Source organism: Myxococcus sp. AB036A, assembly GCF_006547355.1.
GTDB lineage: Bacteria > Myxococcota > Myxococcia > Myxococcales > Myxococcaceae > Myxococcus > Myxococcus virescens.
The window spans coordinates 82,268-97,707 of the sequence record NZ_VHLC01000018.1; the positions used below are offsets into that span (position 1 = coordinate 82,268).

The following is a 15,440-nucleotide window of genomic DNA, read 5'->3' on the forward strand; positions in this document are numbered from 1 at the left end:
CGTTCCGTCCCTAGTTCATCTTCGACAACTGCTCGGAGAGCAGGTGCGCGAGGTTCGCTTCAGCCAGCCCTTCCAGCGGGCTCTCGACCGGGGCGTCTGACTTCGACGTGACGCGCGCTTCCTCCGTGAACTCCAGAGGGATGAACGCGTCCATGAGCTGCGTCGCGAGCTTCTCTGCCGTCGGGTAGTTGAAGACGAGCGTCGCCGGCAGCGACACGCCGAGCCCGCTCTGAAGCCGGTTCTTGAGCTGGAGCGCCGCCAGCGAATCGATGCCCAGCTCGTGGAACCCGCGCGCCGGGTCGATGGACTCGCTGGAACCCACGCCTCGCATCCACGCCACTTGCTCGCGCACGTAGTCCATCAGCAACTGCCGACGCATCTCGATGGGCGCCGCCGTGAGTGTGTCCAGGAACGACGCGCGCTCCACAGGGCGCTCGCCCCCTGCCCGCTCGCGCAACTCCGCGACGTAGGGCGTGGACCGGCCGATTCCGAAGACAGCCCAGTCGATGGCGGCCACGCCTACCTGAGGAACGCTCGACGTGAGGAGCAGCTCCAGCGCGCGCAGGCCCTGCGCCTTCGGAATGACGCCGAAGCCCGGCGTCCGAGCCTCCTCGCTCACCGACACCTGGGCGCCCGCGTCGCCGGCCCAGATGCCCCAGTTGATGCTCAGGGCAGGCAGACCCAGGGCACGGCGGTGGTGCGCCAGCGCATCCTCGAAGGCGTTCGCCGCGCAGTGATTCGACTGTCCCGCCGAGCCGACGAGCGATGCGACGGAGGAGAACATCACGAAGTAGTCCAGCGGCAGGCCCGCGGTCAGACGATGCAGGTTCCATGCGCCACGCAACTTCGGCCGCAGCACGGTCTCGAAGCGCTCCCAGCGCTGCTGCCGCAGCACGCCGTCATCCAGCACACCGGCCGAATGGAACACGCCGCCCAGAGGGGCCATGTCCCGCGCCACCTCGTTCAGCAGCGCGGCCAGCGGCTCCGCATCCGCGATGTCGACTTGCCGGTACTCGACACGGACACCCTGCTGGCGCAAGTGCTCCAGACGTTCCACCGCCTGCGGCCCCGGAGCGCCCCGGCCTGTCAGCACCAGGTTGCGTGCCCCCCGGCTCGCCAGCAACTCCGCCGTCAGCAAGCCCAGGCGTCCGAGCCCGCCCGCCACGAGATAGCTGCGGTCCGCCCGGAAGGCTTCGACGCGCTCCGCGGAAGCTTCAACGAGCTTCCGTGACTCGACCCTCCGGAGTCGCGCGACGTAGCGGCCATCGCGATAGGCCACCTGGTCCTCCGCCACCTCCGAGCGACGGCGAATCTCCTGCGCGAGCAGCTCCACCTGGGCGCTCGATTCGCCCTGGGCATCGAGGTCGACACACCGGCAATCCAGCTCCGACGCCTCGATGGCCAGAGGCCGCGCCATGCCCCACAGCAACGACTGGGCGAGCCCTGGCAACGGAACGCCCGTCTTCACGGGCTGCGCGCCACGCGACACCAGCCACACCGTGCCGGAGTACCCACGGTCCAGCAGGAACTGAAGCAGTCCCAGCGCGCCACCACCCGTCACCCGAGCCGCCTGCCCCAGCGCATCCGCATCCAGCGTCTCCGCTTCCTCGGTGTGGGAGCCCCACATCAGGATGACGTCGGACAGTGCCGCCGGTAGCGGCAGTTCGCGCAAGGCCTCCACGAGCGCTTCGGGCGAGTCAGGGACCTCGAAGGTCGTCTCATCGATACGGTGCGGCCGTGCGCCACGGATGGCGACGAAGCAGGCGCGGCCATCGCGCGTCAGCTCCTGTGCGAGCTGCTGCCCCATGCCGTCGCGCTCCGAGAGAATCAGGCACGCGCCGCTCGCGGGCACCAGCGTCTCCGGACGACTCCCATCCAACGCGAGCGACTCCCACCGCCGCTCGTAGAGCCACTCATCCAGCGAAGTGGAGAGCGCGGCACGCAGCGCCTCCTGGCTCGTGCGCTGAAGCTCCAGGCCGCGCACCGAGGCGCGCAGCGCTCCGTCTCTTCCGAAGATGCGGACATCCGCACGCAACCGCTTCCCAGCCTCATCCACCGGCCGCACCACGGCATGGCTCCACACGCCGTCTTCGATGCTGCCCAGCACGTGAAGCCGCTCGATGTGCACCGGCACGTACAGCTCGGTGCCATCCATGTCCGGATAGGCGCCGCCCACCACCTGAAGGCAGGCATCCATCAGGGCGGGATGCGCGAGGTAGCCACCGCCGCTCCCGAGGCCCGCCGGGCGCTCGATGCGCGCCAGGACCTGCTCGCCTTCCCGGCGCAGCTCCGTGATGCCCTGGAACTCCGGGCCGAAGTCGACGCCCGCGTTCCGTGCCCGCTGGTAGTAGTCCTCGACAGGAAGCGGGGTCTGCAGGTCCCTCAACACGCTGTCGAGGTCGTGCGCCTCGGGGGCCGATGCATCATCACCGAGGACGGCGAGCGTGCCCGTCGCGTGAAGGCTCCACGCGCGCTCCGAGCCCTCCCCCGTCCGGCTGAAGATGCGCACAGCGGCCTTGCCCTCTCCGTCGCGGCGCACGGCGCACTGCACCTTCCGCTCGGCATCCTTCGGGAAGGTCATCGCGTTGAGGATGGCCAGGTCCGTCAACTCCAGCGCGGTCGTGCCCAACAGCCGGGCCCCGGCGGCCAATGCCATCTCGACGTAGCCCGTCGCGGGCAGTGTGGGCGTCCCGAAGACGCGGTGCTGTCCCAGGAACGCCTGCGAGGCAGGCCCCAGCGTGGCCTCGAACAGCAGCTCACCGGCCTCCAGGACGGCCAGGGGCACGCGCTCGCCAATCAGCGGGTGCTCGGCGCGGGAAACGCTTCGCCCGTTGGGACGCTGGAGGCCCGCGCCCTCCTCCCAGTAGCGTTGACGCTGGAAGGCATACGTCGGGACTTCCACCTTGCGCCGTGGGTAGCCGGCATCCACCGCCGCCCAGTCCACCGCAACGCCGCGCACGTACAGCGCCGCCAGGCTCTCCAGCATCTGCCGCCAGCCCCCGTCATCGGCGCGCAGGCTCGGCAGCCAGGTGCCCGCGCCCTCGGGCACCGAGCGCGCCGCCATGCCGAGCAGGGTCGCCTTCGGGCCGACCTCGACGAAGACGCGCATGCCGTCGCGGTACAGCGCCTCCACGCCCCGGCCGAACTGCACCGGGTTGCGAAGCTGGCTGCACCAGTAGTCCGGCGTGCAGAGCCCGTCCGTGATGAGCTCGCCGGTCATCCCGGAGACCATCGGAATCGACGGCGGCGAATAACGCAGCGACGCGGCGACGGCCCGGAACTCCGGGAGGATGGCCTCCATCATCACCGAGTGGGCCGCGCGCGGGATGTTCAGCCGCTTGACCTTGTAGCCCTTCGCGTCCAGCGCCCGGCCTATCTCCACAATCTCCGCGGGGATGCCGGAGATGACGACGTTGTCCGGCCCGTTGACGGCCGCGATGGAGCTGGCCCAACCGCCCTGGGAGAGGAACTCGCGCAGCTCCGGCTCCGCGGCGGAGACCGCGATGTTGCTGCCCTCCGGAAGCTGCTGAATCAACCGTCCGCGGTGAACGGCCAGCTTCAGGCCATCCTCCACGCTGAACACGCCCGCGATGCAGGCCGCCGCCAGCTCGCCCGTGCTGTGTCCCAGCAAGACGTCCGGCTGGATGCCCCACGACATCCACAGCTCGGCCAGCGCGTACTCCAACACGAAGACCACCGGCTGGGCGTAGTCGAGCTGGTCGATGGGCGATGGCGTGCCCGGCTCCGCGTAGAGGACGGAGATCAGCGAACGGTCCCAATACTCACGGAGCATCTGGTCGAACGAGTCGATGCGCCGGCGGAAGCCCGGATGCGTCTGGTACAGCTCGCGCGCGGCTCCGACGTACTGCGAGCCCTGACCGGAGAACAGGAACGCGACCTTCACCGCCTGCTTCGTGTCGGCCTCTGCCTGGATGACTCCCGGGTGCTCGTCCTTCCGCTCCGCCGCGCCCAGGACGGCGGCCACCTGCGCGGCGTCCGCCCCCACCACCGCGAGCCGGTGGTCGAAGGCGACACGCCCGGTGTTCGCGGAGAAGCACACGTCCGCGAGCGATGCGCCCGGTGCTTCGAGCGCCGCCCGGTAGCGACCCGCGAGCTGCCGCAGCGCCTCCGGGCTCCGCGCCGAGAGCGCCAGGAGGTGCCGCGAGCGGTCCAACTGCTGCACGTCCGGCGCTGGCGTCGCCTGCGGCGGCGCCTCTTCGACGACCACGTGGACGTTGGTGCCGCCGATGCCGAACGAACTGAGCCCCGCCCGCAGGACACCCTGCGTCGCGGTCCAAGGCCGGGCCTTGTCCACCACGTAGAAGGGCGTCTTGTGGAGCTCCAGCCGCGGGTTCGGCGACTGATAGTGGAGCGTGGGCGGCAGGGTGCGGTGCTGAAGCGCGAGCACGACCTTGATGAGCCCAGCGATGCCCGCCGCGCTGTCGAGGTGGCCGATGTTGCCCTTCACCGAGCCCAGGCCGCACGACTGCGCCTGGACCTGTCCGCCAAACGCCTCCGTCAGCGCGGAGACTTCAATGGGGTCGCCAATGGCCGTTCCGGTGCCATGGGCTTCGACATAGGAGATGGTCCGCGGGTCCACCTTCGCGTGCTGATGCGCGCGGCGTACCACGTCCGTCTGGCCCTCGACACCGGGCGCCATGAAGCCCACCTTGCGGTGCCCGTCGTTGTTGATGGCGGAGCCCTTGATGACGGCGAGCACCCGGTCCCCATCCGCCAGCGCCTGGCTCAGGCGCTTGAGGACCACGATGCCAGCGCCGCTTCCTGGGATGGTTCCGTTGGCCCCGGCGTCGAAGGGACGGCAGTGGCCGTCGCGCGAGAAGACGCTGCCTTCCTCGTACAGGTAGCCCACGCGGTGGGGGACCTTGATGGCCACGCCGCCCGCGAGCGCCAGGTCGCAGCTGCCCTCATTCAGCGCCGCGCACGCCTCGGACACCGCGACCAGGGACGTGGAGCACGCCGTCTGGACGTTGATGCTGGGCCCGCGCAGGTCGAGCTTGTAGGACACCTGCGTGGCCAGGAAGTCCTTGTCCTGGGCCATCAGGTCCTGGAAGAAGCCGATGGGGCGCGTCAGGTCCGGGTAGGGATAGCGATAGTGGCTGACGCTCTTCCCGGCATACACGCCGACGAGCCCGTTGCGCCCCGACGGCGGATAGCCCGCGTGCTCCAGCGCCTCCCAGGCGCACTCCAGGAACACCCGCTGCTGCGGATCCAACGCGCGCGCCTCACGAGGCGTCAGCGAGAAGAACTCCGCGTCGAAGGTGTCGAAGTCCTCCATCACCGCCGACGAGCGGACGTACCCGGGATTCCGGAACGCCTCCGGACTGACGCCCGCGGCCAGCAGCTCGTCATCGGTGAAGGTGCCCACCGACTCCACGCCCTGCATCAGGTTCTGCCAGAACTGCTCGGGCGTCGAAGCCCCGGGGAAGCGGCAGCTCAAGCCGATGATGGCGATGTCCCGCGCATCCTGCGTCCGTGGCGTCTCCTCGCGCGGCGCGAGTGCCACCTCTGGCTTCGCCTCACCGCCCGCCGCCGCGAGCCTGGCCGCGAGCACCTTGACGGTGGGCCTGCCGAACAGGTCCGTGACGGGAACCGACAGCCCCAGCTTTTCCTTGAGCTCTAGGTGGAGCTTGATGAGGTGTACCGAGTTGGCGCCCAGCTCGAAGAAGTTCCGGTCCGGGTGGACCTCTGGAACACCCAGCACCTCCGCCACGGCCTTCGCGATGGACTGCTGAAGCGCCTGGGCCTCACGGCCTGGGCGGGCGGCGACGGCGGGCTTGCTCTCCTCGCGCTGCGTGGGCCGGGCGACGTGGTCCGGATGCGGCAGCGCCTTGCGGTCCACCTTCGCGTTGCGGGTCAGCGGCAGCGCCTCCAGCACGACGTAGGTCGCTGGGACCAGGTGCTCGGGCAGCTTGCGGGACAGGAACTCGCGGACGTGCCGGGTATCCACACCGCGCTTCGTGTCCGAGGCGACGACGTAGGCGACCAGGCGCTTCTCGTGGTGCTCGCCGACCGCCCCGACCACCGCCGCGCTGATGCTCGGCTCCTGGAGCAACGCGGCCTCGATTTCACCCGGCTCGATGCGCTGTCCACGGATGGAGAGCTGGAAGTCGACGCGGCCCAGGAACTCGATGGTGCCATCCGGCAGGTACCGCCCGAGGTCGCCGGTGCGGTAGAGGCGCTCGCCCGTCCGTGGGTGCACGGTGAACTTCTTCGAGCCCGCTCCCGCGCCCACGTAGCCCAGCGCCACGCCCACGCCCGCGCAGCACAGCTCGCCGGGCACCCAGATGGGGCGCTCGTCCAGGTGCTCGTCCAGCACGTAGTACTTCGTGTTCGAGATGGGCTTGCCGTACGGGATGCTGCGGCGCCGCTCGTCGGCCTCGACGACCGGATGGGAGATGTTCCACAGGGACGTCTCCGTCGGGCCGCCGACGCTCATCAGCTTCACGTCGCCGAACTTCGCCCGCAGGCGCGCGGGCATGGTGACGGGGAGCCAATCTCCGCCGAGCATCACCAGACGCAGCGGGCAGGTCAGCCGGGCGTTGCTGCCTTCGAGATACGTCAGCAGCATCTCCATCATCGCCGGCACGGTGCTCCAGATGGAGACGCCATGACGGGACATCAGCTCGGCCCAGTGGGAGGGGTCCCTGCGCGAGGACGCATCCGGCATGACCAGGGCCGCGCCCGCGCTCAGGGTTCCGAAGACGTCGTAGACGGAGAAGTCGTGGTGGAGCGCGCTGAGCGCGATGACGCGGTCATCCGGCCCGACGCCGAACTTCCGGTTCGTCCACTCCACGCCATTGACCATTCCGGCGTGGGTGAGCATGGCCCCGTTGGGCTGGCCCGTGGAGCCAGAGGTGTAGAGGATGTGCGCCAGGTCCTCGGGCTTCTGCACGGGCGCCAGTGGCGCCTCGCTGTACTCGCTGAAGGCGTCCGGCGTGACGACCAGCACCTGCACCCCTTCGGGCCAGGACTCCTGGGCGAACTTCGGCTGCGTCACCGCCAGCTCGGCCCCGCCGTTTCGCATCATGTAGACGCGCCGCTCGTGCGGCAGCCCCGCGTCGATGGGCAGGTACGCCGCTCCCGAGCTGAGAACCCCCAGCGCGGCCACGACCTGCTCCCACCCCTTCTCCATCACAATCGCGACGATGCGGTTGGGCGCGGCGCCACGCTCGCGCAGCGCATGTCCGAGCCGGCTGGAGCGCCGGGCGAGCTCGCCATAGCTCAGGCTGACGCTCGACGAGGCCAGCGCCAGGGCGTCCGGGCGCGCCGCGGCGTGACGGTAGAAGCCGGTGTGGAGCAGCTCCCCGCTCCGCGGGCGCGCCGTGTCGTTGACGCGGGCCAGCAGCTCCACCTGCCGGACCGGACGGGTGTCCAGGCCCTGCTGGTCCCACGCCGCGTCGTCCTCCGCCAGGCGCCGTAGCAGCGCGCAGAAGCTGGAGAACATGTCTTCAATCATGCCGGCCGGGAACAGCTCCTCCGCCACGTCCCAGTTCAGGAAGACGCCGCCCCGCTGGTAGACAATCTGCAGGTCGATCCACACCTGGGGCGTCTGCGTCAGCGCCTCGATGAGCTCGCCGAACTCCTCCGCCAGGAAGTCGACCCAGTGCGAGTCCTTGCTCTTGGAGTGAGACGCGAAGCTCGTCATCACCACCGGCATGATGGCGCCCGCGATACGGCCCTGAGCCCTGAACAGCTCCCGCAGCAGCTCGACGCCGCTGACCTCACGGTGCTCCAGCGCCAGGAAGAGCTGGTCCCGGATGGCAAGGGCCCGCTCCGTGAACGTCCGCTCCGGCCGGTGGTCCACCTCGATCAGCGTGAAGCTGGCGAAGGTGCCGACAATCTCGTTGACCTGGGGATGAAGGGGCAGCCGGTTGAAGTGCGGGACGTTGAGCGTGAAGCGGGGGCTGCGGCTCCAGCGCGCCATGACCTCCGCGTACGCCGCCAGCAGCAACTCCGGCTCCGTCAGCTTGCGCGCGCGGGCTCGCTGCTTGAGCGGCTGCCAGATATCCGGCCCCAGTCGTTCGAACACGCGCCCGAAACGAGGACGTCGGAGCGAACCCGGGTCCTTGTCGAGCGGGAGGTCCGGCGCGGGCGGGAGGTTCGGGAGGCGGGAGCGCCAGTACTCGAGCGAACGCGCATAACGAGCACCGCGCGCGTGCTGCACCGCCAGCGCGTAGTCCCGGAAGGACAGGTCCAGTTGCGGAAGCGCGGGCGCCCCACCCAGGTGTTTGTAGAGGTGGACGAGCTCCCGGTAGAGAACCTGGAAGCTGAAACCATCGATGAAGGTCCCATCGATGCTCATGAAGAGGCGCGAGCGGCCCCCGTCGAGCTGGCACACGCGGAACTCGAACAACGGCCACTGGTCGAGCGCCAGCACCTGCTGCGACAGCCGCTCACGGATGGCCTGGAAGCGAGCCTCCGTCTCCTCCTGTTCGCGTCCGCGCAGGTCCTCCACGGGCAGGACGTAGCGCGGCACGTCGGGGAGGATGCGCTGCTGGAAGCCGGGGAGCGCCACCACCCGCAGCATCTCATGGCGGGCGATGAGCAGGTTCCAGGCGTCCTCGAAGCGGGCCAGGTCGAGCGCGTGGCAGTCAATCTCGTTGTACGCGTGCATCGCCGCGTTCATCTCGAGCTCGGCCTGCCGGCCCACGCTGTAGGCCTGCTGGATCTCCGTCATCGGGAACGGCGCGTGCCGCTCCTCGGGCCGGGGCGTGATTTGCGGCAGCGTCTCCGCCTGGGGCATGCGCTGCTCCGACAGCAGTGTCAGCAACGCGGCCTTGTTCGCCACGAGCTGCTCACGCAGCGCCCCCGGAATCTCGCCCGTGGGCGAATCGACCGCCAGGCGGTCCCCTTCCACCGACAGCTTGATGCCGTGCCCAGCGAGGGCCTGAAGAAGCTCATTCAATGTCATAGCAGGACCCGCTTCGATTCATCGCGCTCCGAGGAGGCAGCGCCGAGCACACTGGCCACAGCGAGCTTTCCGAGAAGCTCAGCCGTCACCTGCTCAATGGAACTTTCATCAACGAAACTCTTGAGAGGCATGCTCACGTCGAGTTCGCCCAGCACCATGTCCCGCAACTCGAGCGCCATGATGGAGTCGAACCCCAGCGCGTCGAACGAGTCCGTGGACGAGAGCTTCGTCGTCGGAATCTTTCCAACCTCGCTGATCATCTCCTTGAGCCGCGCCTCCAGGACGCCGCGGCGAGCGGAGCCTTCCAACGCGAGCAACACCTCGCGCAGCTTGCGCGGCGCCTCCACGACATCAGGCACGGCATCGGTGACGGATGCGGCCCGGAACAGCGACGAAGCCACGATGGAAGGATGGCTGGCAGTCCATCGCGTCACATCGAAGCGCGCGATGCCCCGGGTGACGCGGTTCTCCGCGAGCACCAGCGCCATGGCCGCCAGGGCTTCATCCACGGATATGGGCGACATGCCCCGCTCCGCCAGCCGGTCGCCACGCCGAGCATCCGCGACGGCCATGCCGACCTCGCCCCAGCTCCCCCAGTTGAGGCTGATGGCCGGCAGCCCCCGTGCACGACGGAAGTGCGCCAGCGCGTCGAGGAACGCGTTGGCCGCGGCGTAGCTGGCCTGCCCCGGCGAGCCAATCAGCGACGCCGTCGAGGAGAACAGGACGAAGTGCTCGAGAGTGGTGTCGGTGGCCAGCGCATGGAGGTTCCAGGCACCGTCGACCTTGGGGCCCATGACCGTCTCGAAGTCCTGGGGCTCCCACTGCAACAACGAGCTGTCCGCCAGCACACCCGCGCTGTGGAAGATGCCCCCCAGCGGCGCTCCGCCTCTGCGGACGGCAGCCAGCATCTCCGCCACCGACTCCGGGCGGCTCACATCGACGCGGAAGGTCTCCACCCGCGCGCCCGCCGCACGCAGCGGCGCCAGGGCCTTCCGGGCCTCGTCGGTCTCACCTTTTCTTCCACAGAGGGCAAGGTGCCGCGCGCCGCGCTCCACCAGCCAGGAGGCGAGCCGCAGTCCGATTCCGCCGAGCCCCCCCGTAATCAGATAGGTGCGGTCTTGCCGGGGACGAAACGCTCCCGCGCCTTCCGGAATCGTTTGGCTCTGCGTGAGCGAGGGCACCAGCCGCTGCTCGCCGCGCAGCACGACCTCGTCGTCGTCAGCGCCAGCAGGGACCTTGCGCGCCAGCTCCGTCACCAGCGCACCGAAGGCCGCGGGTTCGATGTCGATGCGCTTGCAGGCAAGCTCCGGGTGCTCGTAGGCGACAACCCGTCCCAGGCCCCACAGTGGCGCGCCAGCAATCGCCGTGGGTCCAGCCGCTCCGCCAGCGGCTTGCGAGCCCTGGGTGACGAGGAACAACCGAGGCAGCGTAGGCGCCGACTGCCGTGCCAGGGTCTGCACGAGCGACGCCGCCGCGTGGACCTCACGCTGAACCGATGTGCGCAGCCCTTCCAGTGATTCGGGGTGCTCCGAACCCGACAGGTAGATGACGCCTCGGGGCGCCGGGCTCTCGGACAGCCACTCCCGCAGCACCGACGCCTGCTCGGAGCCCCCGATGGCCACGCGCACCGTGCCTCCGGCGGTGGACAGGGCTTGCCGAAGCGACTCCGATGCCGCCGGCTGCGTGCTCACGATGAGCCAGCGCCCCTCCGCGTCCACGGGCCCCTGCCCCACCGTGCGCGTATGCCACATGAGTTCGCAGAAGAGGTCCCGGGGGGATGCATCCCGGACGGGCTGCACGCTGCTCGGCGCTGGAGCGACCGCTCCGTCCCACCAGTAGCGCTCACGCTGCCACGGGTACGTCGGAACCACCGTCTTGCGCGCCCCTGTGAAGAGGCCCTCGAAGCGAATGGAGCCTCCGGAGGAGTACCCTCCCGCGATGACGTCCAGGACACCCGTCCAGGCATCATCACCGGGCTTGCTGGCACGCAGGATGACGGCCTTGCTTCCACGGCTTCGTGCAGTGGCCTCCAACGCCTCCCCAACGGAAGCCTCACAAGAGACCTGGATGAATGCCGAGGCGTTCCGCGCACACAGGTGCGCCACGGACGACGCCGGGTCGCTCACCTCAGCGCGCTGTCTCTCCCAGTACGCCCCCGGCACCGTGGCGCCCGCTTCGACCCAGGTGCCATCGACGGTGGAGAAGAATGGGTACTTCACGGGTTGAGGACGCACGGGCTGCGCTGGCGTCAGTTGCAGGGCGAGCCGCACGGCGTCTTCCACGCTGAGTGCTCCCGCGACCACTCCCGCGGAGAGCGCTCCCACGCCGAATCCGGAAACAGCGACGGGGGTCAGACCGCACGCGCGCCAGAGCTCCGCCAACGCGAGCTGGAGCACGAGGAGCGCGCCCACCGGGTGTCCTTCGCCCGCCTGCTCTCCCGCCACCTGTTCGATGACGGACCCACCCGCCACCTGCCGGAAGACTGCGTCCACCTTCTCCGCGTGGGCGCGGAAGACGTCCCGGCCCAGCAGCTCACGCATCAGGCGGTTGGCCTCGGGCTCCGTGCCACCGAAGACGAAGACGGGCCCGCCCTCACCTGAACCTCGAGTGACACCCGGCGCATCGCGTCCCTCCGTGACAGCGTGAAGGGCCGCTCGAAGCGCGTCGGGCGTCTTCGCCACGAGCACCGCACGGTGCGCATGGTGGGAGCGCCCAGCGCCCGCCATGAAGCACGCATCCTGGAGCCGCGTTCCTGGACCGGCCTCCTCCGACACGTACCGGAGCCATGACGCCGCCAGTGTGCGCAACGCGGGCTCCGAGCGCGCGGAGAGGGGCAACACATACGGCCCTGCGTCCACGGCGGCATGGGGGGCCTCCGCGTACGCCTCGACGAGCGCATGCGCGTTCACACCGCTCATCCCAAACGAGCTCACGGCGACGCGATGAGGGCCGTCCTTCGCCGCCAGGGCCGTGCGCGCTCGAGGCACCGCGAGCCCTGAGCCCTCCCACGTGAACTCCGGGGTCGGGTGCTCGAAATTGATGGAGGGAGGCACCTCGCCCGCCTGGAGCACCAGGACGGCCTTGATGAGTCCCGCGATGCCGGCCGCGGCTTCCGTGTGACCGATGTTCGGCTTGACGGAGCCAATCCACAGCGGGCGCTCCGAAGTCCGCGCTGCGCCGTAGACGCGCGACACGCCGTCCAGCTCGATGGGATCTCCCAGCCGCGTTCCCGTCCCGTGCGCTTCCAGGTAGTCCACCTGGCCGGGCTCGATGCCCGCGCGCTGCAACACGCGCCGGTACAGCGCTTCCTGCGCCCCGACGTTCGGCACCGTGAGGCCACCGCTGGCGCCGTCGTGGTTCATGCCCGTGCCACGCAGGGTCGCGAGGATGCGGTCGCCATCCCGGACGGCGTCCCGCAACCGCTTCAGGACGACCACGCCACAGCCTTCCCCCTGCACCATGCCGTCCGCGTCCCGGTCGAACGTGCGGCAATGACCGCTGGGGGAGAGGGCTCCCGCCTTGGACAGGAACACGCTGAGTTGCGGCGCCAGGATGAGCTTCACGCCTCCGGCGATGGCGAGCGTCGACTCCTCCGTTCGCAGGCTCTGACACGCCAGGTGCACGGCGGACAAAGAGGACGAGCACGCGGTGTCCACCGCCATGCTCGGCCCTTCGAGCCCGAGGAGGTACGACAGCCGGCCCGCGACATAGCTGGCGTCCACACCCGTGGAGTAGTGGGCGCTCACCTTCTCCAGCCCGCCCCCCGTGACGAACGCGTAGTCCTTCGCGTGGACGCCTGCGAAGACACCGGTCCGCGTCCCCTGGAGCTGATGCGGGGGAATGCCAGCGTCCTCCAGGGCCTCCCAGCTCACCTCCAGGAAGAAGCGCTGCTGTGGGTCCATGCCCTCGGCTTCGCGCCGGGAGATGTGGAAGAACTCCGCGTCGAACCGGTCCACCTCGTCGACGAAGCCGGCGCGGCGCATGGACAGCTTTCCGGGCCTGGAGGGGTCCGGGTCATAGAGCCCCTGGAGCGCCTGCCGGTCGCTGGGAATCTCCGTCAGCGCCTCCCGTGCCCCCCACAGCAGGTCACGGAACTTCGCGGGGCTGGTGGCGCCCCCCGGAAAGCGGCAGGCCATGCCGATGATGGCAATCGGCTCCCGCTCACCATTCGAGGCCGTCGCCAGCTTCTTCTGCAGCTTCTCGATGGTCAGCAACGCCTGCTGGAGTGGCGACAACTCCGCCATGAATCCGTCCTTGCGGTTCATCACGCGACCTCGAGGCTGAGTTCGGCCAACGTCCGGGCGATCTGCTCGCGCGCTTCGTCCTCGGACAGCCCGGCAATGCGCTCCATCAGGCCCTGCTCCTCCTGCTCGGGCGTGCTCACCTCGCCCAAGTCCGACGGCAGGCGGCCACGCCGCGCCTCCAACAGGGACAGCAGCCGCTTCGCCAGCGACTCCAGCCGGGGCAGCTCGAAGAAGAGCGTCGTCGACAACGGGAGCTCGAGCGCCCGCGAGATGCGCTCCTTCAACAACGTGGCCCCGATGGAGTTCAGGCCCAGTTCGAAGAAGGTCCGTCCCTGCACATCGAGCGTCGCGGGCTCGACCTCCAGCACGTCCGCGAGGTGCCCCCGCAGGAACGCCCGCATCTGGGCCTCCCCATGCACATCGGGAACGCGGGAGGCATCCCCGGCGGCCACCGCGGCGGCCTGAAGCAGGGCGGCGGCGTCCGGCCGCGCGTCCTTGGGTGAGCGGCAGACTTCATCGGGTGAAAGCCACTCGGGCCACAGGCGTTGACGCTGGAACGGGTAGACCGGCAGGCTCACGCAGCGCCCTGCACGCACCGGGAACACCTCGGGCGGCACCGCCCCATCCGCGACGAAGACACGCCCGGCCTCCACCTGCTCCAGCGGCATGCCCTCCTGAACCAGGAGCGTCGTCCCACTCGACGTCGCAAGCGAATCGAGGAGCGCCACGAGCCCAGCCCGGTCGCCCGCAATCACCACGGCACGGTGCCGGTGGTGCTGACGCTTGAGCGCCGCCGTGAAGCAGACGTCCTCCAGCGTCGCCACCGAGTCCGGCGTCGTGGCGAGGAATTCCCGAAGCTGGAGCGCCCGCTGACGGAGCGCGTCCTGAGAGAGCGCCGAGAGCGCCAGGAAATGGACCGGCGCTGGCGTCCGCTCCAGCACCTCAGCCGGAGCCGCCTCCAGGACCACGAAGCCGTTGGCACCGCCCAGGGACGTGGACACGATGCCCGCTCGCAGCGGCACGCCATGCTCCCGCGCGGCCCAGGGCTCCAGCTCCGTCTGGATGCTCAACCCGAGCGCGTCGAACGAAACCAACGGGTTGGGCGCGTCCACGTGAATCGTCGGCGCCAGCGTGCGGTGGTGCAGCGACAGGCACACCTTGATGAACTGCGCGATGCCCGCCGCGGCGCCCAGGTAGCCCACGTTGTTGCTGATGGCGCCGAGCCTGCAGGGCAACGGCCGCTGCGTCCCGAGCGCCTCCCCGATGGCCTCCGCCTCGGCCGCGTCGCCCTTGAGGAAGGACGAACCGTGCAGCTCGATGTAATCGATGCTCGCCGGAGCCACCCCGCCCTGCTCACACGCCTGCCGGATGACGTCCGCCTGCGCCGAGGCGCTGGGCGCCATGATCCACTCGTTTCGGCCGTTGTGATTGACGGCGCTGCCCCGAATCACCGCGTACACGCGGTCACCGGGCTCAACCCTGGACAGGCGCTTGAGGACGACGACACCAGCGCCCTCCCCGCGCACGTAGCCGTCCGCCTGGGCATCCAGGGTCCGGCACTGCCCCCGCTCGGAGAACACGCCGGCCTGGGACAGCATGATGCTGCTGTCCGGGGACAGCATCAGTTCGACGCCCCCGGCGAGGGCCATCTCCACCTCGCCCAGCGCCAGGCTGCGGCACGCCTCATGGAGGGCCACCGTCGAGGAGGCACACCCCACGCTCGACACGGTGCTGGGTCCCCGGAAATCAAAGGCGTAGGAGAGCCGGTTGGCCGCGAAGGACGCCGTCGTTCCCAGGACGGAATAGCCATCCAGCGCGGACCAGTCCCGCGCCAGCATCCGCTGGAAGTCGCTGAAGTTGATGCCCATGAAGACGCCCGTGCGGCTCCCTCGCACGGCGTCGAAGGGCAGGCCCGCATCCTCCAGCGCATGCCATGCACACTCGAAGAGGAGACGGTGCTGTGGATCCATCTGCCGCAGCTCCCGCTTCGACAGCCGGAACGCCGCGGGGTCGGCCAGCTCCACGCCTTCAATCAGTCCGGCCTTGCGGTTGCGAATCGTGCCGGGGCGATCAGGTGCCGCATCAAAGAGCGCGGCCGAAGGCCAGCGCCCGGACGGGATGTCCCCCGTTGCATCAATCCCATCACATAGCATTTGCCAGAGCGTACGCGGGCAGTCCGACATGGGGAAACGCAGCCCCAGTCCAATCACAGCAATGGGTTCACACCACATCAGAGCACGGCTCCGCTGGCGACTCGAAAGCCG

The 15,440-nt window shown here is 69.6% G+C and carries 3 protein-coding genes; all 3 read right to left on the minus strand.

The features are described 5' to 3' along the window. Positions 1-10: 10 nt before the first annotated feature. Genes FL344_RS10290 through FL344_RS10300 form a run of 3 tightly spaced genes read right to left on the minus strand, consistent with a single transcriptional unit; the run spans position 11 to position 15,407 of the window. Complete coding sequence (locus tag FL344_RS10290) at positions 11-8,932, minus strand: non-ribosomal peptide synthetase/type I polyketide synthase (RefSeq protein WP_141618390.1); 8,922 nt, start codon at positions 8,930-8,932, stop codon at positions 11-13. Next, positions 8,929-13,197, minus strand: a complete 4,269-nt coding sequence (locus tag FL344_RS10295; protein WP_194863068.1) for an SDR family NAD(P)-dependent oxidoreductase — start codon at positions 13,195-13,197, stop codon at positions 8,929-8,931. Before FL344_RS10295 ends, FL344_RS10290 begins: the two co-directional genes overlap by 4 nt. After that, positions 13,197-15,407 (minus strand): beta-ketoacyl synthase N-terminal-like domain-containing protein, encoded by a 2,211-nt coding sequence (locus tag FL344_RS10300; protein ID WP_141618392.1) that lies wholly within the window; start codon positions 15,405-15,407, stop codon positions 13,197-13,199. The genes FL344_RS10295 and FL344_RS10300 overlap by 1 nt, the downstream gene beginning before the upstream one ends. Between the last annotated feature and the right edge of the window lie 33 nt (positions 15,408-15,440).